This window comes from Specibacter sp. BI4 (assembly GCF_056680095.1).
This window is the reverse complement of sequence record NZ_CM155265.1, coordinates 1,381,337-1,404,295: the sequence shown is the minus strand read 5'-3', so window position 1 is coordinate 1,404,295 and position 22,959 is coordinate 1,381,337. Positions and strand designations below refer to the sequence as shown.

18 protein-coding genes and 2 riboswitches are annotated in these 22,959 nt (G+C 64.2%); of the genes, 5 read left to right on the top strand and 13 right to left on the bottom strand.

The genetic code is table 11. The features are described from left to right. Window positions 1-223: 223 nt before the first annotated feature. From AC1L6K_RS06590 to AC1L6K_RS06570, 5 genes are all read right to left on the bottom strand, one after another. Window positions 224-841, bottom strand: coding sequence for a hypothetical protein (locus tag AC1L6K_RS06590; protein ID WP_480951909.1), 618 nt, complete (start codon window positions 839-841; stop codon window positions 224-226). A gap of 72 nt (window positions 842-913) precedes the next feature. Next, window positions 914-1,321, bottom strand: a complete 408-nt coding sequence (locus AC1L6K_RS06585; protein ID WP_480951908.1) for a LexA family protein — start codon at window positions 1,319-1,321, stop codon at window positions 914-916. A gap of 183 nt (window positions 1,322-1,504) precedes the next feature. Next, the gene (locus AC1L6K_RS06580) at window positions 1,505-2,179 is read right to left on the bottom strand and encodes a LutC/YkgG family protein (protein ID WP_480951907.1); all 675 of its coding nucleotides are present in this window, start codon (window positions 2,177-2,179) and stop codon (window positions 1,505-1,507) included. Further along, window positions 2,176-3,726 carry a LutB/LldF family L-lactate oxidation iron-sulfur protein gene (locus AC1L6K_RS06575; protein WP_480951906.1) on the bottom strand — a complete coding sequence of 517 codons (1,551 nt, stop codon included), beginning with the start codon at window positions 3,724-3,726 and terminating at the stop codon, window positions 2,176-2,178. Before AC1L6K_RS06575 ends, AC1L6K_RS06580 begins: the two co-directional genes overlap by 4 nt. Continuing rightward, complete coding sequence (locus AC1L6K_RS06570; RefSeq protein ID WP_480951905.1) at window positions 3,723-4,520, bottom strand: (Fe-S)-binding protein; 798 nt, start codon at window positions 4,518-4,520, stop codon at window positions 3,723-3,725. The genes AC1L6K_RS06575 and AC1L6K_RS06570 overlap by 4 nt, the downstream gene beginning before the upstream one ends. Window positions 4,521-4,703: 183 nt before the next feature. Here AC1L6K_RS06570 and AC1L6K_RS06565 point away from each other — a divergent pair, with 183 nt between their 5' ends. Further along, window positions 4,704-4,829, top strand: a complete 126-nt coding sequence (locus AC1L6K_RS06565; protein WP_480951904.1) for a hypothetical protein — start codon at window positions 4,704-4,706, stop codon at window positions 4,827-4,829. 37 nt (window positions 4,830-4,866) lie between these two features. After that, window positions 4,867-5,589 (top strand): FadR/GntR family transcriptional regulator, encoded by a 723-nt coding sequence (locus AC1L6K_RS06560; protein ID WP_480951903.1) that lies wholly within the window; start codon window positions 4,867-4,869, stop codon window positions 5,587-5,589. A gap of 131 nt (window positions 5,590-5,720) precedes the next feature. On the opposite strand, the gene ppsA is transcribed toward AC1L6K_RS06560, so the two are convergent. Together ppsA and AC1L6K_RS06550 are read right to left on the bottom strand one after the other, a co-directional pair. Beyond that, window positions 5,721-8,102 (bottom strand): phosphoenolpyruvate synthase, encoded by a 2,382-nt coding sequence (ppsA, locus tag AC1L6K_RS06555; RefSeq protein WP_480951902.1) that lies wholly within the window; start codon window positions 8,100-8,102, stop codon window positions 5,721-5,723. Between the two features lie 149 nt (window positions 8,103-8,251). Next, the gene (locus tag AC1L6K_RS06550) at window positions 8,252-9,070 is read right to left on the bottom strand and encodes a pyruvate, water dikinase regulatory protein (RefSeq protein ID WP_480951901.1); all 819 of its coding nucleotides are present in this window, start codon (window positions 9,068-9,070) and stop codon (window positions 8,252-8,254) included. Window positions 9,071-9,423: 353 nt separating this feature from the next. Here AC1L6K_RS06550 and AC1L6K_RS06545 point away from each other — a divergent pair, with 353 nt between their 5' ends. Beyond that, entirely contained in the window at window positions 9,424-11,160 is a 1,737-nt protein-coding gene (locus AC1L6K_RS06545; RefSeq protein ID WP_480951900.1) for an L-lactate permease, read from the top strand. Between the two features lie 151 nt (window positions 11,161-11,311). On the opposite strand, the gene lipA is transcribed toward AC1L6K_RS06545, so the two are convergent. The 6 genes from lipA to gcvP all read right to left on the bottom strand — a co-directional run bounded on the left by lipA (window position 11,312) and on the right by gcvP (window position 19,831). Continuing rightward, window positions 11,312-12,328 carry a lipoyl synthase gene (gene lipA, locus AC1L6K_RS06540; RefSeq protein WP_480949645.1) on the bottom strand — a complete coding sequence of 339 codons (1,017 nt, stop codon included), beginning with the start codon at window positions 12,326-12,328 and terminating at the stop codon, window positions 11,312-11,314. Between the two features lie 55 nt (window positions 12,329-12,383). Then, window positions 12,384-13,781: an L-serine ammonia-lyase gene (locus tag AC1L6K_RS06535; RefSeq protein ID WP_480951899.1), complete on the bottom strand. Its 1,398-nt coding sequence runs from the start codon at window positions 13,779-13,781 to the stop codon at window positions 12,384-12,386. Between the two features lie 141 nt (window positions 13,782-13,922). Further along, a complete protein-coding gene (gene glyA / locus AC1L6K_RS06530) occupies window positions 13,923-15,239 on the bottom strand; it encodes a serine hydroxymethyltransferase (RefSeq protein ID WP_480951898.1) in 1,317 nt (438 codons plus the stop codon). Continuing rightward, window positions 15,236-15,619 carry a glycine cleavage system protein GcvH gene (gcvH, locus tag AC1L6K_RS06525; protein ID WP_480951897.1) on the bottom strand — a complete coding sequence of 128 codons (384 nt, stop codon included), beginning with the start codon at window positions 15,617-15,619 and terminating at the stop codon, window positions 15,236-15,238. The genes glyA and gcvH overlap by 4 nt, the downstream gene beginning before the upstream one ends. Before the next feature lie 161 nt (window positions 15,620-15,780). After that, the gene (gcvT, locus tag AC1L6K_RS06520; RefSeq protein WP_480951896.1) at window positions 15,781-16,914 is read right to left on the bottom strand and encodes a glycine cleavage system aminomethyltransferase GcvT; all 1,134 of its coding nucleotides are present in this window, start codon (window positions 16,912-16,914) and stop codon (window positions 15,781-15,783) included. 25 nt (window positions 16,915-16,939) lie between these two features. After that, a complete protein-coding gene (gene gcvP, locus AC1L6K_RS06515; protein ID WP_480951895.1) occupies window positions 16,940-19,831 on the bottom strand; it encodes an aminomethyl-transferring glycine dehydrogenase in 2,892 nt (963 codons plus the stop codon). Window positions 19,832-19,978: 147 nt separating this feature from the next. Beyond that, window positions 19,979-20,074: riboswitch (glycine riboswitch) on the bottom strand. Window positions 20,075-20,264: 190 nt separating this feature from the next. Continuing rightward, window positions 20,265-20,362, top strand: a riboswitch (glycine riboswitch). A gap of 150 nt (window positions 20,363-20,512) precedes the next feature. On the opposite strand from gcvP, the gene cycA reads away from it, so the two are divergent. Then, on the top strand, window positions 20,513-21,991 hold the full coding sequence (gene cycA, locus AC1L6K_RS06510; protein ID WP_480951894.1) for a D-serine/D-alanine/glycine transporter: 1,479 nt from the start codon (window positions 20,513-20,515) through the stop codon (window positions 21,989-21,991). Beyond that, entirely contained in the window at window positions 21,988-22,899 is a 912-nt protein-coding gene (gene purU / locus AC1L6K_RS06505; RefSeq protein ID WP_480951893.1) for a formyltetrahydrofolate deformylase, read from the top strand. Before cycA ends, purU begins: the two co-directional genes overlap by 4 nt. Window positions 22,900-22,959: the final 60 nt, after the last annotated feature.

Sequence of the window (22,959 nt, the reverse complement as noted above, 5' to 3'; positions counted from 1 at the left end):
CCAGACAGGCCCGGGCCGGCAAAGCCGGAATCACTTCTGCAGACACTGCTGAGCTCATGTTGACGGCAGCTGCGGACGCATCGGCAACAACACCGAGCCACCACGGCGGAAGACGACGTAACGGATGGCGGTGAAAGAGTTCGTCACAGGCGTTCCTCTACAGTTACTTATACCTTCCACAAACCTTAGCTACGCCGATTCAGTCGTCTGCCCAGAGCCTCATCTAACGGCAGTCAAAGTCATGGAATACAGGCCAGACAGGGTCGTGACCGTTGCCGCGCACCATCAGGAGCGCACCCTCGGCAGTCCACTTGAATTCATATGTACCGGAGTCAATCGGACGGTAGCCGTCATCGGCCGTCCAAGAACTGACTGAGCGTCCGATACCGCCAAACCCGACTGCATACAATTCACCGCCGCCGGCAAAAAGGAATGAATCTTCCCGCACGACAGCTTCGCAGAAGCCTGGCCCGGAGGGCTGCAAAACTGTGTAGCGTGCCTCAAAGGCTATATCGCCCAATCCAAGAAAACCCGTACAAACAACAGTCACCACGACAAGCGCGCCCCACCAGCCCGAACGCTTCCGAGGCGGGCTCGCCCCCGCGGCACGATCCAGCCGCCGGCGCACGGATGCCCGGATGACAGCAATCACCAGCGCGGCTGAGAGAAAAATGGAGCTGACAACCCAGCCCGGCGCAACCATCCCTCCCCACACCAACAAGAAGCCGAACATTCCACCCACGGCGGCCACGCCAGACAACAGCAGACACCCCCGGGCGGTTGCGTCGAAGCGTTTTTCAACCATCGACCGAGGCCTGAATGATTCTGTGGTGGAGGGCATTGGGCAAGTCTAGATGCACGCCCGGCGCTGTGAACCCCCGCAACGAGACCCTTGGGCGCAGGGACAATGCAGTTAAACGTGGTGCAGGCAGCGGGTGACGACGCCCCACACCGAGACCTCACCGCTCAAGGCAACCACCTCGGCCGAAACCGGGGACGGGGCATTGGCTGGTTGGGTTGTGAGTGAGCTCACGCCGTCGATCTTCAAGAGGCGGCGGATCAGCAGTTCACCTTCGACGACGGCGACCACCACGGAGCCGTCACGCGGAGCAAGCGCCCGGTCGACGATGATTTCGTCGCCGTCGGCAATGCCCGCACCGGCCATGGAATCGCCGGACACGCGCATGACGAAGGTACTGGTGCGGTCGCGGATCAGGTGGCGGTTGAGGTCGATCCCACCGTCGAAGTAGTCGCGTGCGGGCGAGGCGAACCCGGTCGGCTCGTTGGGCTGCTTGCGGGCTGCCGGATCCACACCAAACACGTCACCACCGCCTAGTACAAAGATTCGAACACCCAGCATAGCACTGCGGAACGGCGCACCGCCCGGCGCCGCCTGCTCAGGCGCTACCCAGTCGAGCCCTGCCGGCGCAGGACGGAGGGGCGCCGAACGAGGCGATGCGATGCAGTTTTCCGCAACCGCAGGTTTGGGAACCCCCGCCGGCCGTTACGTCAGGATGATGACGTCGAGGGTGCGTGGGCCGTGGACGCCCTCGACACGTTCGAGTTCGATGTCGCTTGTGGCGCTGGGGCCGCTGATCCAGGTTTGGGGCCTGGTTGCCTCCAGCCGGGCGATGGCTTCGGGCAGCAGCTCCACAATTTGGTCGGTGCTCAGGAAGCAGATGTGCCTGTCGGGGACGAGAGAAATGATGCGCCGGCCCTGGTCGTCGCTGCCATCGAGCATGATCGTCCCGGTTTCCGAGACAGCCACCGCGGCAGCCGTCACAACGGCGTCAACCGCGTCGAGTTCGGCGATACTGAGACGGTGCCCGGGCCCGTCAACATGCACAGCCAGCACCCCGGCGTTGTTCGCTCCTGCGCCAGTCCCGGCGTCGTCCTTCCCGGCGGACGGAAGGGCGGAAAGCCAGGACTCCGGCAGGCCGTGCGGGACCACAATCGAGGCGGCACCGGCCAGCAGTTCGGCCAGCTTGGCGGGGGCCTCGTCGGCGGGCGTGACGAACACGTTCGCCTTGTAGTCCACGAGCCGGTCCACGAGCTGCTCGAGCCGCTGTTCCTCGCTCATGTCCGAGCTGCGGCGGTACTCGCGGGGCACCACGGGGGCCTCCGGCGCATCCCGCAGGGCCGCCTTGATCCGGTTCATGATGTCCTCGCGCGCGCTCATGCCTGTTCCCCTTCGCTGCTGTTTCCGGTGCTGCGGTTTTCCGCACTGCCGGGCACGACGGCGGCACCTGGCTGGTGTTCCTTGGCCCACCAGTGGCGGAACGACTGCGTGGGCGGTGCGGGGATGTCCCTGCTTTGGGTCCAGCCGCCGGCGATGCCCGGAAGCTTTTTGATGACCTTCTCGCGCCCGGCGGCCAGCTTGCCCAGGGGCAGTCCCTTTTCCAGCAGGCTCAGGTGCGCACCGCTGGCGAACGCCCACTCGGCGCCCTTCATCATCAGGTCCATCTGCGAGGGGACCTTGACCTTGGCGCGTTTGGAATCAACGTCCTCCCCGCGCAAGTGCACCAGGATCTCGGGAATGTTGATCTTCACCGGACAGGCGTCAAAGCACGCGCCGCACAGTGAGGAGGCGTAGGGCAGGGAGTTGTTTTCCTCGCTCTTGATACCTGTCATGAGCGGGGAGAGGATGGCGCCGATGGGGCCCGGGTAGGTGGAACCGTAGGCGTGTCCGCCGGTGCGTTCGTAGACGGGGCACACGTTCATGCACGCCGAGCAGCGGATGCAGTTCAGCGCCGTGCGGCCCATCTCATCCGCGAGGGCGGCGGTGCGGCCGTTGTCCAGCATGACCAGGTGCACGTTCTGCGGGCCGTCTCCGGGGGTGACCCCGGTCCACAGCGAGGTGTACGGGTTCATCCGCTCCCCCGTGGAGGAACGCGGCAGCAGCTGCATGAACACTTCCAGGTCGCTCCAGCTGGGCAGCAGCTTTTCGATGCCCATGACGGTGATGAGGGTTTCCGGCAGGGTCAGGCACATGCGCCCGTTACCCTCGGATTCCACCACTGTGAGCGTGCCGGTGTCGGCCAGGCCGAAGTTGGCGCCGGAGACGGCAACCTTGGCGGTCAGGAATTTCTTGCGCAGGTGCGTGCGGGCGGCCTCGGCCAGGCGGGCTGGCTCGTCCGTGAGGTTCGGGTCCACGACGGGCATTTCGCGCAGGAAGATCTCGCGGACCTGGCTGCGGTTCTTATGGATGGCCGGGACCAGGATGTGGCTGGGCTTGTCATGGTCCAGCTGGACGATCAGCTCGGCCAGGTCAGTCTCAAAGGCGGCGATGCCCTGCTCTTCCAGATACTCGTTGAGGCCGATCTCCTGGGTGGCCATGGACTTGACCTTGACGACCTCGGTCTCCCCGGTTTCCCGGATCAGCGCCGTGACAATCTCATTGGCTTCCTGGGCGTCGCGGGCCCAGTGGATGATGCCGCCGCGGGCGGTAAAGTTCGCCTCGAACGTTTCCAGCAGGGCGGGCAGCTTCGCCATGGTGGCGTTCTTGATCGCAGCCCCGGCGTCGCGCATGTCTTCCCAATCCGGCAACTCCGCCACAACCTTCAGCCGCTTGTCCCGGATCGTGTGGGTGGCGTGGCCGAGGTTGGCGCGCAGCTGCGCATTGCCGAGCTCGCGGTGCGCGGCCTGCGGGAACGGCTCTGTGGCATTGAGGTTGCCGTGGCCAAAGACAGGCAGCGAAGGCATGCCCAGGAAAGTGTTGCTGCTCATCGCCTGCTCCCCGCCAAGGTGATCCCGCCGGTGACGGTGACGGGGTTTTCCAGCGTGCTGGCCAGGATCTCGGCGAAGTGGAGGGTGCCCACATCGCTGCCCTGCCGGGACAGCCCGCCGCCAATGTGCAGGAGGCAGCTCGCATCACCACCGGAACACAGCTCGGCGCCGGTGCCGCAAATGTTGGCCGCCTTGTCCGCGTTCATGGCGCTGGAGACATCAGCGTTCTTCATCGAAAACGTGCCGCCGAAACCGCAGCACTGGTCCGCTTCCGGCAGCTCCACCACCTCGATGCCACCCACACTTTTAAGCAGGTTCAGCTGCCGGTCCTCCAGGCGCAGCAGCCGCATGCCATGACAGCTCGGGTGATACGTGACCTTGTGCGGGAAATACGAACCAAGCTGCTCGCCAGCGTCTGTGACGCCAAGGACGTCCGTCAGCAGCTGCGACAGCTCATACGTCTTTGCACCAACCACCGCGGCCCGGGCCTCCAGCACCGCATCCCCACACCGGCGGGCCACCAACTCATGCTGGTGCTTCACGCTGGCAACACAGGACCCGGACGGCGCCACCGCGACATCGTAATCATCAGTGTCGAAAGCCTCCACATGGTTCGCCACCACCGTGCGGGCCTCCTTGAAATAACCCGAATTCACATGCATCTGGCCACAGCACGCCTGACCAGGCGGGAACACAACCTCGTGCCCCAACCGCTCCAAAAGCGCCACAGTCGCACGCGCCGTCCGCGGATACATGGCATCAACAATGCAAGTGGCGAAAAGCGCAATTTTCATGGGACTATCCTTCGACAATAAACTCAACGATGTGGTCTGACCATACCCGTCCCCAGATTCAAAGTCCAGTAAAAAGTTCACAAACAGTGAGATGGGCCACGCAAATTTTGAAATTCAGGATAAACCTCCCTTCTCGGATCATGGTGGGCAGGCTTCCGTTTCTCCTCACAAGCCGCCGTCCCCATGGTCCACACCGTCTGGAGCATTCGATGGACAGGGGCGACCATCCTGCTCACGCCGACCCGCGCCATGAACCCCTCCGGCCACATCGGGTTCGGTCAGGTCGTGGTCATCGGCACCTGGGCGTGATGCCAAGAAGGACGTGGGCCCATGGCAGGATGGGACCGTGATTGATAAAACGAGAAAGGCTGCGGGCCCGCGCGCCTATGAGGCGGTCTTGGCGAGCATCGAGACCGAACTGCGGTCCGGGCGGCTGAACATCGGTGACCGCCTCCCTGGGGAACGTATGCTCTCCGAGCAACATGGAATTTCACGAGCCTCGGTGCGGGACGCCATCCGTGTCCTGGAGGTCATGGGACTCGTGCGCACAGCGACCGGATCGGGGCCTACCTCCGGGGCGGTGCTGATCTCCAACCCGGCGGCAGGGCTGTCCTCGACGTTGCGCCTGCACGTGGCGAGCCGCCACCTGCCCGTCGTCGACATTGTGGAGGCCCGCATCCTCATGGAGACCTGGGCCGCGTCCAAGGCCGCGACCGAGTTGCCGATCGACGAAACATCCCTGGCTCGGGCCAAGGAGCTGCTGTCCCTGATGGACGACCCTGCCCTTGACCGCGAGTCGTTCCACGACCTTGACTCGCAGTTTCATGTCCTGCTCAGCACCATGGGCGGCAATGCCGTCGTATCCGCCATGATGGAGTCGCTGCGGCTCTCCATCATGGACTACGTGCGCAACTCCGTCACCACGGACGAGCAGTGGCGTCCCGTTGTGAAAACACTGCGGGCACAGCACCACGACATCCTCGACGCTGTCACGGCCCGAGACGGCGAGCTGGCCGGGCGGCTGCTGCGACAGCACATCGAATGGTTCTTCGCCGAAACGGGCAGCTGACTGCCCCCACCAAGCCCGATGCCTCCCACGGACGGCCGTGGGAGGCATCGGCCGCGGAAAGCGTTGGAAGCCCCCGTCGTCCACTCTGTGAATCGAACACGCGGTCCCATGCTGCTTGGCCCGGTACGGGTTTAGCCCGCAGTGGTGCCGGCCAGCCGGAGCCAGGTGTCCACCACGGTGTCGGGGTTCAGGGACAGGGAATCTATGCCTTCCCGGACCAGCCACTCCGCGAAGTCGGGGTGGTCGCTGGGCCCCTGGCCGCAGATTCCAACGTATTTTCCGCGTTCCTTGCAGGCCTTGATCGCCATGCTCAGGAGCTTCTTGACGGCATCGTCACGCTCATCGAAACCGCCCGCGACAATGGCAGAGTCCCGGTCCAGGCCCAGGGCCAGCTGGGTCATGTCGTTGGAACCGATGGAGAATCCATCGAAGTAGTCAAGGAATTCGTTGGCAAGCAGCGCGTTGGAGGGGATCTCGCACATCATGATGACCTCGAGGCCGTTCTCGCCCCGGCGCAGGCCGTTTTCCGCCAGCAGCTCTATGACGCCACGAGCCTCGTCCAGGGTCCGGACAAACGGAATCATGAGCTTGACGTTGCTCAAGCCCATCTCGTTCCGAACAAAGGACAAGGCCTCGCATTCGAGGTCGAAACAGTCGCGGAACGTTGGTTCCAGGTAGCGTGAGGCGCCGCGGAAGCCGAGCATCGGGTTCTCTTCATGCGGTTCGTAGGCTGGGCCGCCGATCAAGTTGGCGTACTCGTTGGACTTGAAGTCGGACATGCGCACAATCACCGGCTCCGGCGCGAATGCGGCGGCAAGCGTGGACACACCCTCGGCCAGGCGCTTTATGTAGTAGTCCCGGGGGCTGTCGTAGGCGGCAATGCGCTTCTGGATTTCCGCAGCCACATCCGCTGGCTGGCTGTCCAGGTTCAACAGGGCCTTGGGGTGGATGCCGATCTGGCGGTTGATGATGAACTCCAGCCTGGCAAGGCCCACGCCGTGGTTCGGCAGCTGGGCGAAGGTAAACGCCTGTTCCGGGGTGCCGACATTCATCATGATTCGAACCGGAGCCTCGGGCAGCTCGTCGATCGAGGTTTCCTTGACGTGGAAGTCCAGCAATCCCGCGTAGATGACGCCGGTCTCGCCCTCGGCGCAGGAGACCGTGACGTCGACGCCGTCGGACAGGGTCACGGTGGCATCACCCGTGCCAACGACGGCGGGGATCCCCAGTTCCCGCGCGATGATCGCCGCATGGCAGGTCCGTCCACCCCGGTTGGTGACGATGGCTGAGGCGCGCTTCATGATTGGCTCCCAGTCCGGATCAGTCATGTCAGCGACAAGGACATCACCGGTTTGAAAGACGGCCATCTGGTCGATGGCGGTGAGGATGCGGACACTTCCGGCCCCGATGCGCTGGCCGATGGCTCGTCCTTCGGCCAGCACCGGCCCCGACCCTTTGAGTCGGAAACGGGTCTGCGTGCCGGGGGCCCGGCGGGACTGGACAGTTTCCGGGCGGGCCTGCAGGATGTACAAGCCGCCGTCGGTCCCGTCCTTGCCCCATTCGATATCCATGGGCCGGCCGTAGTGCTTCTCAATGGCGACGGCGTGCCGGGCGAGTTGCTCGACGTCGTTGTCGCTGAGACTGAAGCGGTCACGCAATGACTGTTCCACCGGGACGAAGTCGATGGTCCGGCCGATTTCACGGCTGGCAGTGTAGGTCATTTGGAGGGCTTTCTCGCCCAGTCCGCGTTTGAGGATGGCGGGGCGGCCTGCCTCGAGTGCGGGTTTGTAGACGTAGAACTCGTCCGGGTTGACGGCGCCCTGGACTACGGCCTCGCCGAGGCCGTAGGAGGAGGTGACGAACACGGCGTCCTGGAAGCCCGACTCGGTATCCATGGTGAACATGACACCGGAGGCACCGACGTCGGAGCGGACCATGCGCTGGATGCCGGCCGAGAGCGCCACCTCGGCGTGCTCAAAATTGTGGTGGACCCGGTAGGCGATGGCACGGTCGTTATAGAGGGACGCAAACACGTCCTTGATGGCAATCAGGATGTTCTCGATCCCGCGGACGTTCAGGAACGTTTCCTGCTGTCCGGCGAATGAGGCGTCCGGGAGGTCTTCCGCGGTCGCGCTGGACCGCACGGCCCAGGAAAGTTCCTCTGAGCCTGTGTGCTTTTCCACCAGCTGCCGGAAGAAATCCCGGACCTGATCTTCAAAGTCCGGCAGGAACGGCGTTTCGCGGATCAGGCGCCGAATCTCCTGGCCTGCGGCAGCCAGTGCCGTGACGTCATCGGTGTCCAGGTCTGTCAGCCTGTCGACGATCCGCCGGTCCAGGCCCGAAGCGGCCAAAAATTTCCGGTACGCGTCCGCCGTGGTGGCGAAGCCGTCCGGCACCTGGACGCCGGCAGAAGTCAGCTTTTGCACCATCTCCCCGAGGGAGGCGTTCTTTCCTCCCACCTGGTCCAGGTCCTTGAGTTCAATTTCTGCGAACCACAGGATGTCTGTCGTCATTTCTACTACTCCTTTGTAGTGGGTGGCTTGCGGGGCAACGCCCCGCAAGCGGCTAAAGTCGATTGATCGGTGCAGCCCCGCATTCAGTGGCGGGCCCGCAAATTTCGGTGCACATGGCATGCACCGAACGGGTTTGTGAAACTTTCCCTCTAACGTTTGAGGTCCATTTTTTGCAATATGGTCGCCGCCATTTCCTCGACGGAAACGGCAGCCGAATTGATGTAGGGAATCCTGTACGACTCGTACAGCCGCTCCGCGCTGCGCAGCTCGAAGCCGCACTGCCGCAGCGACGCGTACGGCGAACCGCGGCGGCGTTCCGTGCGGATCTGGCTCAGGCGCAGCGCATTGGTGGTCAGGCCGAAACACTTGGACACAAAGGGCTGCAGCGACTTGGGGAGTCCCTCGCGTTCGAAGTCTTCATCCACCAACGGAAAGTTGGCCGCAAAGATGCCGTGCTGCAGTGCCAAATACATGGTGGTGGGTGTTTTACCGCAACGGGACGGGGCCACCAGGATGACCTGGGCCTTTTCAAGTGCGCGCAGGCTCGCACCGTCGTCGTGCTCCATGGCATATTCGACGGCGGTCATCCGGGACTGGTACCGGGCGGCGTTGCCCAAACCGTGCGCCTGCCCGGGCTCCCCGCTCGCGTGCGTGCCGAGGGCCTGCTCCAACTGCCCGACATGCGCGCCGATCAGGTCCACGACGATCCCCCGGCACATTGCCAGTGTTTGGCGGACATCGCTGCTGACCGCCGTCGAAAAGACGAGCGGCTGCACACCGCTTGCAGCGCGTCCGTCGATGATGTTCACGACAGACTGCGCCTGCTCCACTGTGGTGATGAATGGAATCGTGTGACGGTCAAAATTGTGCGACGGAAACTGTGTCAGCAACGTATTGCCCAGGGTTTCCGCGGTGATGCCGGTGCTGTCCGACAGGAAATAGACCGGTCGAAGTTCGTCATGGCTCATAAGGCATTCTCCAACACGTCGCTCCTGGTCGGGCAGGCGGGGAACAAAACAATTGTCATGGCAGTCTTCCGTTGAACCCGACCGTGTGGTCTGACCATATTAGATCATGCCCCTCCGCCCATTTCAATCAACTGACGGAACATGGCTCGAAGCCTACCCGAACAGAGGCGTCAAGTGCCTTCGCCCGCCTCGGCCTGCGCCAGTCGCAGCAACTCAACCTGCCGCGCCACCGGCAAGCAGGGCTTCGACGTGAAGGGGCTCACATTCCCTGGAGAATATGCGCTACACTTTGGTGGTCCGACCATAGAGGTCTGACCACAAATCTCAGTCACCCCTCACCGTGGAGGAACTCCGTGGATCTATTCACCCCCAGCACCGATCCGGTGCTCAACAGCGTCGCCTGGTCGGCCATTGTCGCCCTGCTGCCGTTGCTGACCTTTTTCATACTGCTCGCGGTCGTCAAAACCCGGGCCCACGTTGCCGGCGGCTTTGCACTGCTGGTGGCTCTCGTCGTCGGCATCGTCGCCTTTAAAATGCCCGCCGGCCTGGCCCTGCTGTCCGCAACCCAGGGCGGGGTCTTTGGCGCCTTCCCCGTGCTGTGGATCGTCATCATGGCAGTCTGGCTTTACCAGGTCACAGTCCTCAGCGGACGCTTTGAGGACCTTCGCCGCGTCTTCGACGTGATTGGCAAGGGCGACGTGCGTCTGCAAGCGGTTCTGGTCGCCTTCTGCTTCGGCGGACTGCTGGAAGCCCTCGCAGGGTTCGGGGCGCCAGTGGCGATCACCGCAACCATGCTCCTCGCACTCGGACTGCCCCCGCTGCGTGCCGCGGCCGCCGTGCTGGTTGCCAATACTGCTCCGGTCGCCTTCGGCGCCATGGCCATCCCGATCACCACCGCCGCCGGCCTCACCGGGCTGCAGGCAACGGACATTGCCTCAATCGTTGGGCGCCAAGCTCCGCTGCTGGCCACCTTCGTGCCGCTGATTCTGCTGTTCATCCTCGATGGCCGCAAGGGCCTCAAGGACTGCTGGCCGGCCGCGCTCGTCATCGGCTTTGCCTTCGCAATCACACAGTTCCTGTGCTCCAACTACTTCTCCTACGAGCTCACCGACATCGTTGCCTCACTCGCCGGACTTGGTGCGGCCGTGGTCTTTTTCCGGTTCTGGACACCCAAGGGCAGTGTCGCCGCACGCGAACGGCTCAGCGTGGCCGCCGGCGCAGTTGCGGAGAAGACAACCTCCGCAGGCGGCGGCTCCAACACGACAACCGTGGTTGTCACCGCCGATGCGGCAGCGGACCGCTTGACCCCGGCGCGCACCTGGTTCGCCCTGTTCCCCTACTTCCTCGTGATCGTCGTCTTCGGCATCGCGAAGCTGTGGAAACTGGGCGTGGACGTGCCCGCATTCCTTGCCTCCACCGACATCAAAATTCCCTGGCCGGTCCTGCACGATTCACTGGTGGATGCAGCAGGCCAGCCGCTGTCCTCGACCATCTACTCCTTCCAGTGGCTCTCCACACCAGGCACACTGCTGCTGATCACGGGCTTGATCGTCGCCTTCGTGTACTCGAAGTACACCGAGGGCGGCCGCTACCAAATCACCGTCAGCAACACTGTGCTGGAAATCGGGCGCACCATCTACCGGATGCGTTGGGCCGGAACAACCATCATTACCGTCCTCGCGCTGGCGTATGTCATGAACTTTTCCGGGCAGACAATCTCAATCGGCACCTGGCTGGCCGGCACCGGGACGTTCTTTGCGTTCCTTTCACCGGTCCTCGGCTGGATCGGCACCGCCGTCACCGGATCCGACACATCCGCCAACGCGCTGTTCGCCAAATTGCAGCAGACCGCCGGCCTGCAGGCCGGGATCGACCCGAACCTTCTCGTGGCAGCAAACACCTCCGGCGGCGTCGTCGGGAAGCTGATCAGCCCGCAAAACCTCGCCATCGCCGCCACGGCGGTGGGCTTGGAAGGCAAGGAATCGGTCATCCTGCGCAAGGTGGTTGGGTGGAGCGTGGCCCTGCTGCTGGTGCTTTGCACGCTCTCCTACCTCCAGTCCACCCCCATCCTGGGCTGGATGCTGCCGTAGCTTCCGGTTGGCAACTGTGGAGCGTGTGGGCCGGCTGGCCTGCACACTTCACACGCTGCGGGATCCAAGCAGCACGGGCGCGCCGGTATCTGCGGGCGCGCCCGTGTCAGCAGCCACGCCGCCGACGGGCGGGTCCTACCGCTGTGTTGCTTTAGTGGGCGGCGATGAGGGAGGCCGCTTCCTGGCGGGTGTGGCCGGAATCCTCGATGCCGTCGGCGATGTGGGCGAGGTGTGCGGGGATGTCGCGGCCCTTTTTGCGCATGGCAGTGGCCCAGAGCCGCCCGGCCCGGTAGGAGGAACGCACCAACGGCCCGGACATGACACCCAGGAAACCGATTTCCTCGGCTTCCTGGTTGAGTTCAAGGAATTCCTGCGGCTTGACCCAGCGGTCCACGGGCAGGTGGCGTTCGGAGGGGCGCAGGTACTGGGTGATCGTGATCAGGTCGGTCCCGGCGTCATGCAAATCCTGCAGCGCGACCGAGATTTCCTCACGGGTCTCGCCCATGCCCAGGATCAGGTTCGACTTCGTGACCATGCCCTGGTCCCGGCCCTGGGTCAGCACATCCAGGGACCGTTCATAACGGAACGCCGGGCGGATGCGCTTGAAGATCCGCGGCACCGTCTCCACATTGTGCGCGAACACCTCCGGCCTGGACTCACAGATCGCCGTGATGTGCTCGGGCCGGCCGGAGAAATCCGGGATCAACAACTCAACACCGGTGTTCGGGTTCAACTCATGGATTTTGCGGACCGTCTCGGCATACAGCCAGACACCCTCATCGGCGAGGTCGTCACGGGCCACCCCGGTGACAGTGGCATAGCGCAGGTTCATCTTCACCACCGAACGGGCCACCTTCGTGGGCTCGAACATGTCGATCGGGGACGGCTTGCCCGTGTCAATCTGGCAGAAGTCACAACGGCGGGTGCACTCGGACCCGCCAATGAGGAACGTCGCCTCACGGTCTTCCCAGCACTCAAAAATATTCGGGCAGCCGGCCTCTTCACACACCGTGTGCAGGCCCTCGCTCTTGACCAGGTTCTTCATCGCAATGAACTCCGGGCCCATCTCGACCTTGGCCTTCATCCACTCCGGCTTGCGCTCAACCGGAACAGCCGCATTGCGCTGCTCGATCCGCAACAACTTGCGTCCTTCAGGTGCCAACGTCACAGCAATGCTCCTTCTGACCGGCCCGTTTCCACGGCACCGGCGGTTGATGTTTGCCTTAGCATTCGACCACGTTGACGGCCAGTCCGCCCATCGCAGTTTCCTTGTATTTGGAGGACATGTCGCGTCCTGTTTCACGCATGGTGACGATGACCTCGTCCAGGGAGACACGGTGCTGCCCGTCGCCCCAGAGCGCCATTTTCGCGGCGTTGATGGCCTTGGCAGCGGCGATGGCGTTGCGTTCGATGCAGGGAATTTGCACGAGCCCGCCGATGGGGTCGCAGGTCAGCCCGAGGTTGTGTTCCATGGCGATCTCGGCGGCATTTTCAACCTGCTCGGGAGTGCCTCCCATGACCTCGGCCAGTCCGGCAGCTGCCATGGACGACGCCGAACCCACCTCGCCCTGGCAGCCCACCTCGGCGCCGGAGATGGAGGCCTGCTCCTTGTACAGCACGCCAACGGCACCGGCGGCGAGCAGGAATTTAACGACGACGGCGTCAATCGCCGCTTTCGGTGCGTTCCGCATGCCTTCGGTGTAGTGGGTGGCGTAAAACATGACGGCCGGGATGATGCCGGCGGCGCCGTTGGTGGGGGCTGTGACCACGCGGCCGCCGGAGGCGTTTTCCTCGTTGACTGCCAGTGCCACCAGGTTCACCCATTCCTGCCAGAATTTCGGGTCCCGGTCCGGGTCCTCAGCCCGCAGGCGCCGGTGCCAGGCGGGCGCCCTGCGGCGGACCTTCAGCCCGCCGGGCAGCAGGCCTTCACGGTCCAGGGAGGCGTCCTTGCACTGTTCCATGACGTCGCGGATGTGCAGCAGGCCGCTGCGGACCTCGTCCTCGCTGCGCTGCACGAGTTCGTTGGCGAGCATGACGTCGCTGAAGTTGCCGCCGGCGGTGGCACAATGTTCCAGCAGTTCCGCCGCGGTGCGGAAGGGGTAGGGCAGCCGGGCCTTGGATGATTCCAGCTCGGCCACGGCCTCTTCCACGGCGCCTTCGCGAATGATGAAGCCGCCGCCCACGGAGAAGTAGGTGGCCTCGTGCAGCACGGTCCCGGCCGCATCGGCGACACTGAACTTCACACCGTTGGTGTGCCGGGGCAGGATCGTCAACGGATGCAGGATGATGTCCCCGGCGCCGTAGGCCAATTCAACGGTGCCTGCCAGCAGCAGCGGCTCCCCGGCGTCGAAGGCGGCCAGCCTGGATTCCACTTCGGCCGGCAGGATCAGTTCCGGTTCGCGGCCTTCCAACCCCAGCAGCACGGCCGTCATGGTGCCGTGGCCGCGTCCGGTGGCTGCCAGGGAGCCGTACAGGTCCACGCGCACGGTGGCCGTGCGGTCCAGGACGTGTTGGCCGGCCAGTTCCCGTGCGAACGCGGCGGCGGCCCGCATGGGGCCAACCGTATGGGAACTGGACGGACCAATGCCGACGGAGAATAAATCAAAAACACCAACAGACATGTGATTACCTCACTCAGGCTGTGTATCGCTCCGGCGTGCATCCCGCCGGAGGATTGGGCGCACCGTGGCGGTGCAGGCCCAACCGGTCCCCCTTGCGGCGGCGACCGTCCGAGGACGCCGCCGCAAGGGTTCAACTTTCCGTTATGACAAGTCTGCCACCGACGGGTACAGCGGGTGCGCCGCGGCCAATGCTGCGACGCGGCCGTGCAGTCCGGAAAGGTCGGCATCTGCGTCGGCAATGAGCGCCTCGGCAATGATGTCGGCGACCTCGGCAAAGGCCTCCTTGCCGAATCCGCGGGTTGCCAGGGCCGGCGTGCCAATGCGCAGGCCGGAGGTGACCATTGGCGGACGCGGGTCAAACGGCACGGCGTTGCGGTTGACGGTGATGTCAATCGCGGCCAGCCGGTCTTCGGCTTCCTGGCCGTTGAGCCCGCAGTTGCGCAGGTCCACCAGCACCAGATGCACATCCGTGCCACCGGAAATTACGGAGATGCCCTTGGCTGTGACGTCGGGCTGGACCAGGCGCTCGGCCAGAATCCGGGCACCGGCCAACACCCGCTCCTGGCGCTCCTTGAATTCCTCGGAGGCGGCGATCTTGAACGCCACGGCCTTGCCCGCAATGACGTGCTCCAACGGGCCGCCCTGCTGGCCCGGGAACACGGCCGAGTTGATCTTCTTGGCGATGTCGGCGTCGTTGCTCAAGATGATGCCGCCGCGCGGTCCGGCCAGGGTCTTGTGCGTGGTGGATGTGGTGACGTGGGCGTGCGGCACCGGTGAGGGGTGCAGGCCCGCGGCCACCAGGCCGGCAAAATGCGCCATGTCGACCATGAGGTAGGCGCCCACCAGGTCGGCGATGCGGCGGAATTCGGCGAAGTCGAGCTGGCGGGCATATGCCGACCAGCCGGCAACAATCAACGCCGGTTTGTGTTCGAGGGCCAGGCGCTCAACCTCGGCCATGTCCACCTGGTGCGTGTCTTCACGGACCTGGTAGGGGACGACGTTGTACAGGCGGCCGGAAAAGTTGATCTTCATGCCGTGCGTCAGGTGCCCGCCGTGGGCCAGGTTCAACCCCATGATGGTGTCGCCGGGCTTGATCAGCGCGTGCATGACGGAGGCGTTGGCCTGGGCGCCGGAGTGCGGCTGGACGTTGGCGAAGCCTGCCCCGAACAAGTCCTTGACCCTGTCGATGGCCAGCTGCTCAATGACGTCCACGTGCTCGCAGCCGCCGTAGTAGCGGCGTCCCGGGTAGCCTTCGGCGTACTTGTTCGTCAGCACGGAGCCCTGGGCGGCCATGACGGCCGCCGCGGTGTGGTTTTCGGAGGCGATCATTTCCAGCCCGCCGCGCTGGCGGGCCAGCTCGGCGTCGATCGCAACGGCAATGTCCGGGTCCAGCTCAGACAGCGGCGCATCCAGGCTGGCGGAGACAACCTGGACGTAGTCCACGCCGACGGCGCTCACAGTTCGCCGCCGTTGGCTGCCGCGTACTCTTCGGCGCTGAGGAGGGGACCTTCGGAGTCCACGGCCACCTTGAACAGCCAGCCGGCACCGTACGGGTCCGAGTTGACGAGGGCCGGGTCATCGACGACGGCCGTGTTCACTTCGGTGACCTCGCCGGTGACAGGGGAAAACAGGTCGGAAACCGACTTCGTTGACTCAATCTCCCCACACGGCTCGCCGGCGGTGATGGCGGCCCCGACCTCGGGCAGGTCCACGTACACAATGTCGCCAAGTGCGTCGGCGGCGACGGCGGAGACGCCGATGGTGACCGGGCCCGCGCCGTCGCGGGCGATCCACTCATGTTCGACGGAATACTGCAGTTCTGCTGCTACCTTGCTCATTTTGATCCTTGTCTAAGAAATGTAAGTAGAGGGTGGGCCGGGGATTGGGCCCACGCCCGCGAGGGCCCCAAAGCGGGGGGCCACAACTGCGGGGGCCCCGCAGCGAGCTTGCGAGCTGTGGGAGCTGTTGGGGACTTGCGGGCTTTGGGAGCGGGTGGGGATTACTTCTGGCGCTTGTAAAACGGCAGTGCAACAACTTCAAAGGGCTCGGCCTTGCCGCGGAGGTCCACGTCCAGCAGGGTGCCCACCTCGGCATGTTCGACGTCGATGTAGGCCAGGGCGACCGGGTAGCCCAGGCTGGGGCTGGGCTGGCCGGAGGTTACCTCGCCAATGGTGGCACCGTCCTTCAGGACCGGGTAGTGGCCGCGGGCCGCCCGGCGTCCCAGACCCTTCAAGCCGACAAGCTTGCGGCCGGAGGTGACGCCGTCGCCCGATTCCTTGATGGCCGCCAGCGCAGCCTTGCCGACGAAGTCGCTTTCCTTGGCCAGCGACACCACGGGGCCCAGGCCTGCCGAGTAGGCGTGGCCCGAGACGGAGAGCTCGTTGCCGTACAACGGCATGCCTGCCTCCAGGCGCAGGGAGTCACGGGAAGCCAGTCCGGCCGGGATGAGCCCCTGGTCCTGGCCGTTGGCCAGCAGCACCTGCCACAGGGCTGCGGCGTCAGCATTCGGAAGGTAAATTTCAAAGCCGTCCTCGCCGGTGTAGCCGGTGCGTGCCAGCAACAGCTCCCGGGCGGTGCCGTTGACCGCGATGGGCACCTCGGCGGCGGCGTAGTATTTCATGCCGGTGACGAGCGGGTGTTGCTCCTCGGGCACAAGGCCCAGCAGGATTGCTTCGGCGTTGGGTCCCTGCACGGCGATCAGCGAGGTCTCGCCGGAGACATCCTCGACGACGACGTCGAAAGCTGCCGCCCGTTCGGCAAGGAGCGCCGCCACGGTGGTGGCGTTGCCGGCGTTGGGGACCACGAGGAACTTCTCATCCCCGAGGCGGTAGGAGATGAGGTCGTCGATGATCCCGCCGTCGGCATTGCAGATCAGCGAATACTTGGCCCTGCCCAAGGCAACGGCTGACAACTTGCCGGCCAGCGCGTAGTCAAGGAACGCTGCCGCGTCCGGACCGCTCACCCAGACTTCGCCCATGTGGGAGAGGTCAAAGAGGCCTGCGGCCTTGCGGACGGCGTGGTGCTCGGCCAGCTCGGAGGAATACTTCAACGGCATCTGCCAGCCACCAAAGTCGGTGAATGACGCACCGGCCTTCTCGTGCTCGCCGTAAAGGGCTGTGTGGTTCTCAGTCATGGGAATTCCTTTGCGGTGGGGGCTGTTAGTTGTCTTCGAAATCTTCGGCGCTGTCCTCGAAGGCTTCGATTGGCGGGCAGGAGCAGACCAGGTTGCGGTCTCCGGCGGCACCGTCAATGCGACCCACGGGCGGGAAGTACTTGTCCTGGCGCAGCCTGTCCAAGGGGAACACCGCTTGTTCGCGCGAGTAGCCGCGGTCCCAGGCCGAGTCGACAACAGCGGCGGCCGTGTGCGGAGCGTTGCGCAACGGGCTGTCCAGCAACGTGAAGGTGCCATCGGCAACCTGGTCGATTTCGGCGCGGATGCTGATCATGGCGGTGATGAAGCGGTTGATTTCGCCCAAATCCTCGGATTCGGTCGGCTCCACCATGAGTGTGCCGGCCACCGGGAAGGAAAGGGTGGGGGCGTGGAAGCCGTAGTCGATCAAACGCTTGGCCACGTCCTCGGCGGTGACCCCGGTCTTGGCTGTCAGTTCGCGCAGGTCAAGGATGCATTCGTGGGCCACGAGGTCCCCGGCACCCGTGTACAGCACCGGGAAGTGCTCGTTGAGCTGGGAAGCGATGTAGTTCGCCGCCAGCAGCGCGGACTTCGTGGCGTCGGTGAGTCCCTTGCCGCCCATGAGCTTCACGTAGGCGTAGGAGATGGGCAGCACGCCGGCCGATCCGAAGCGGGTGGCCGAGATCGGGACGCCGGCACTGCCCTGCGACACAGCGTTGGCATCGCCGGGCATGAAGGGTGCCAGGTGGGCCTTCGCGGCAACGGGGCCCACGCCGGGGCCGCCACCGCCGTGCGGGATGCAGAAGGTCTTGTGCAGGTTCAGGTGGCTGACATCGCCGCCGAACTTGCCGGGCTGCGCCAGGCCGACCAGGGCATTCAGGTTGGCACCGTCAACGTACACCTGGCCGCCGGCCGCGTGGACCGCGTCGCAAACCTCGCGCACATCGGCGTCGAACACCCCGTGCGTGGACGGGTAGGTGACCATGATGGCCGAGAGCTGGTCCTTGTGGGTTTCAATCTTGGCCGTCAGGTCGGCATGGTCGATGGTGCCGTCCGTTGCCGTGGCAACCACAACAACCTTCATGCCGGCCAGCACGGCCGAGGCGGCGTTGGTGCCGTGGGCTGATTGCGGGATGAGGCAGACGGTGCGCTGCTCGTCGCCGCGGGAGAGGTGGTAGCCGCGGATGGCCAGCAGGCCGGCGAGCTCGCCCTGGGATCCGGCGTTGGGCTGGATGGACACCTGGTCGTAGCCGGTGATTTCGCACAGGTCAGCTTCCAGGCCGCCGATCAGCTCGCGCCAGCCCTGTGTCTGGGAGTCAGGTGCGAACGGGTGGATGGAGGCGAATCCGGGCCAGGACATGGCTTCCATTTCGGCCGTGGCGTTGAGCTTCATGGTGCATGAGCCCAAGGGGATCATGGTGCGGTCAAGCGCCAGGTCGCGGTCGCTGAGGCGGCGGATGTAGCGCAGCATCTGCGTTTCGGAGCGGTGCGTGTTGAACACGGGGTGGGTCAGGAAGTCCGAGCTGCGCACGGTGTCGGCCGAAAGGGCGAAGTCGGCGCTGCCCCCAATGTCAGCGCCGTCTCCTGCCGGTGCGGCACTAAACACGACGGCGACGCGGGCCACAAGGTCCGCCGTCGTGGTTTCATCAACGGAGATGCCCACGTGGTCGGCATCGATGGGACGCAGGTTGATTCCGTCCCGCTCCGCCAGCGCGATGATGGCGCCGGCCCGGCCGGGAACACGCACTGTCAGGGTGTCGAAGAAGGAAGTGTGTGCCAGTTCGACCCCGGATGCCTGCAGGGCCGAGGCCAGGGTGCGGGCGTGGCCGTGGACGGTTTCGGCGATGGCCTTCAGCCCGGACGGGCCGTGATAGACGGCGTACATTGAGGCGACGATGGCCAGCAGGGCCTGGGCCGTGCAGATGTTGGAGGTGGCCTTCTCGCGGCGGATGTGCTGCTCGCGGGTTTGCAGGGCCAGGCGGTAGGCAGGCAGCCCGGTGTTGTCCGTGGAGACACCCACGATGCGGCCGGGCAGTGAGCGTTCCAGCCCCGCGCGCACAGCCATGTAGGCAGCGTGCGGTCCGCCGAAGAACAGCGGGACGCCGAAGCGCTGGGCGGTGCCGACGGCGATGTCGGCACCCTGCTCACCGGGAGGGGTGATCAGGGTCAGGGCCAGCAGGTCGGCCGCCACTGTGACAAGCGCACCGCGTTCCTTGGCTGCGGCAATCACGGGGGCGTGGTTGAACACGCGTCCGGAGACGCCGGGCTGCTGGAGGACGACGCCGTTGATGTCGCCGTCGGGCAGGCCCTGGGCCAGATCGGCAACTTCCACATCGAAGCCCAGTGCTTCAGCGCGGCCCTTGACGATGGCGATGGTCTGCGGGAGCAGGTCTGCGTCGAGGACTGTCTTGCCGTTGGCGGCCGGCTTGGTCTTGTTGGCGCGGCGCATGAGCAGCACGGCCTCGGCCACGGCGGTTGCTTCATCAAGCAGCGACGCGTTGGCGATGGGCAGGCCTGTCAGGTCGCTGACCATGGTCTGGAAATTCAGCAGTGCTTCGAGGCGGCCCTGGGAGATTTCGGGCTGGTAGGGCGTGTACGCGGTGTACCAGGCGGGGGCTTCAAGGATGTTGCGCATGATCACCGGAGGGGTCACGGTGTCGTAGTAGCCCTGGCCGATCATCTGCACTGCCATGGTGTTTTTCGCGGCGAGGGCGCGGAGTTCAGCAAGCACCTCGACCTCGCTCAGTGCCGCACGGAGCGCCAGGGGCTTGGCCTGGCGGATGGAATCGGGAACGGCCGTGTCCACGAGGGAATCGACACTGTCGTAGCCGACGGCCTTGAGCATGGTCTCGATGTGGGACTGCTGGCGGGCACCAATGTGCCGGTCGGCAAACACTGTCGGAATGGATTGAATCGTCATGGGGAACTCCAAGCTACGGCCGGTCCGGGGACTCGGCATGGGGTGGGTTCCTCCCCGCTCTGTCTTGGACCTGAGAGATTCCGCGGATGGTTCATCCGCTTTGCACCGTCGGTGAGCCCGGTTGCCCGGACTGCTTTCCAGAGTTGCCTCGCCATGGCGGTACGGGGGCCTGAGAGATTCCTGGGGAGGATTTGCTCCTACGGCGCCGCCACATTGCTGGGAGGACTCTCCCGCCACGGTTCAGAAGGCATATTAAAATGTGGGTGATTCGCAGCACACACTACACGACAGTTGGCGCCACGCCAAACCCTGGGTGACCGGGAAGGCGGGTGGCGCATGCCGCGCCACGCCGGGTCTGGCACCACCCCATGTTGCACTCACGCAATCCACGCGCTAACCTGTGATTCGCGTCACCAGTAATTTGAAGTGCCTATGATCCGCGGCGGGAGAGTCCTGCCGGTACATGCAGCAGGCGCCGAAGGAGCAAACCCTCCCCGGGAATCTCTCAGGCAAATGTACCGCCGTGGCGAGGCAACTCTGGAAAGCAGTCCGGGCCACCGGACTCACCGACGGTGCAAGCGTTGACTTGTTTCAAGTCACGCGGAAACTCTCAGGTCCCAGACAGAGCGGGGAGGAAGAAATCTTCGTGGTGCACTCCGCCACCTGAACGAAGGACCTCCCTTGACGAAACTCCAATCCACCCCAGACTCCGACGCTCCACCCCAGCTTGAACGACAACTGAGCAACCGCCACATTCAGCTCATCGCCATCGGCGGGGCAATCGGAACCGGCCTGTTCATGGGCTCCGGCAAGACCATCTCCGCCGCCGGACCGTCCGTCATCTTCGTATACATGATCATCGGCTTCATGCTGTTCTTTGTCATGCGGGCCATGGGGGAACTGCTGCTGAGCAACCTCCATTACAAATCATTCAGCGACTTCGCCGCAGACCTGCTGGGCCCCTGGGCCGGCTTCTTCACCGGCTGGACGTACTGGTTCTGCTGGGTCATCACGGGCATTGCCGACGTCATCGCCATCGCGGCCTACTCGGAGGTGCTCCTGCCGGGGATCGACCTGTGGATCCCCGGGGTCGTCACCATCGGAATTCTGCTGGTGCTGAACTTGACCACCGTGAGGGCCTTTGGCGAAACGGAATTCTGGTTCTCCCTCATCAAGATCGTCGCCATTGTCGCCTTGATCGTTGTGGGCCTGTACATGATCTTCAGCCGTTTCGAATCCGATTCCGGAACGGCAAGCTTCACAAACCTGTGGAGCCATGGGGGACTGTTCCCCCATGAATTCATGGGCTTTGTCGCCGGATTCCAGATCGCCGTCTTTGCCTTCGTGGGCATTGAACTTGTGGGCACCACCGCCGCCGAGGCCAAGGATCCGGAAAAGAACCTGCCCAAGGCGATCAACTCCATCCCGATCCGAATCCTGCTGTTCTACGTAGGCGCCCTGGTCATCCTGATGTCGGTCATCCCCTGGACGCAGTTCGCAGCAGGCGAAAGCCCCTTTATCGCCATGTTCTCCCTGGCCGGGCTCGGAGCGGCCGCCACCATCATCAATCTCGTGGTGCTCACGTCCGCGATGTCCTCAGCCAACTCCGGCATCTACTCCACCTCGCGCATGGTTTATGGCCTGGCGCAGGAGGGCGACGCCCCTTACAGGTTTGCCAAGCTGTCCAAGCGCAAGGTCCCCAACAACGCGTTGTTCCTCTCCTGCGTTTTGCTCCTTTCCAGCATCGTGTTGCTGTACGTCGGCGATGACATCAGCAAGGCCTTTGAAATGGTCACCACCGTGGCCGCTGTCTGCTTCGTCTTTGTCTGGTCCATCATTCTGGCCAGCTACCTCGCCTTCCGCCGGCGCCGCCCTGAACTTCATAAAGCCTCGAAGTTCAAGATGCCTGGCGGCATTCCGATGGTCTATGTTGTCTTCGGCTTCTTCGCCTTTGTCCTGTGGGCCCTGACCACCCAGGTCGATACACTGATTGCCCTGCTGGTGACCCCCGTGTGGTTCATTGTCCTTGGTGTGGTCTGGTACCTCGTTGGCAAGACCCCCAGCCATCGGGCCCGCTACGCGAAGTTCAAGGAAGACCTCGCCGCGGAACAGGCCACCCCGCGGCCCCGCCTCGACAACGAAGCAGAGGCCGGCCAATGAGCGCGGCCCAGCTGCCGCCGTCGAACATCTCGCTCAAAAACTCCGGGGAGACCGACGGCGAGGGATTCATTCTGACCCTGGACTGCGCCGAATCCCCCGGGCTGGTGCACGCCGTCGCGGAATTTCTGCTCAAACACGGCTGCTACATCGTGGACATTAAGCAATTCGGCGACCAAATGGTCAAGCACTTCTTCATGCGCGTGCACTTCATTGCCGGCAGCGGCGGGCCAGGCGGCGAAGAGCTCCGGGCCGACTTCGCACCGGTGGCCGCGCAATGGGGCATGAGCTGGCGGCTGGAACCCCGCGCCCGAAAGGAACGCATTTTGGTCATGGTCTCCAAGTTCGGCCATTGCCTGAACGACCTGCTCTTTCGCGCCCGCAACGGTGAACTGCCGGTGGACATTGTCGCCGTCGCATCAAACCACGAGACCCACAGGGACCTTGTTGACTGGTACGGAATCCCGTTCCACCACATCCCCGTGACGCCTGAAACGAAGCCGGCCGCCGAAGCCGAGTTGCTGACGCTGGTCGATGGGTACAAGGTGGAGCTGGTTGTTCTGGCACGCTACATGCAGGTTCTCAGCGACAGTCTCACATCAGTGCTCTCCGGCCGGGCCATCAACATCCACCACTCGTTCCTGCCCAGCTTCAAGGGAGCCAAACCGTACCACCAGGCGTACGAACGCGGGGTCAAGACGGTGGGAGCCACGGCCCACTACGTCAATTCCGAGCTTGACGAGGGGCCCATCATCGCCCAGCAGGTCATCGAGGTCGACCACAGCTACAGCCCGGAGGCCCTCGTCGCGGCGGGTCGGGATGCCGAATGCAAGGCACTCACCAATGCCGTGCGTTGGCATGCCGAAGGCAGAATCATCCTGTCCGGGAACCGGACTGTGGTCCTGCGCTAGCTACTCCTGCGCCAGCCGTGCCGTGCCCCTATCCAGCGTTGGATTGGGGGCACAGCCCGG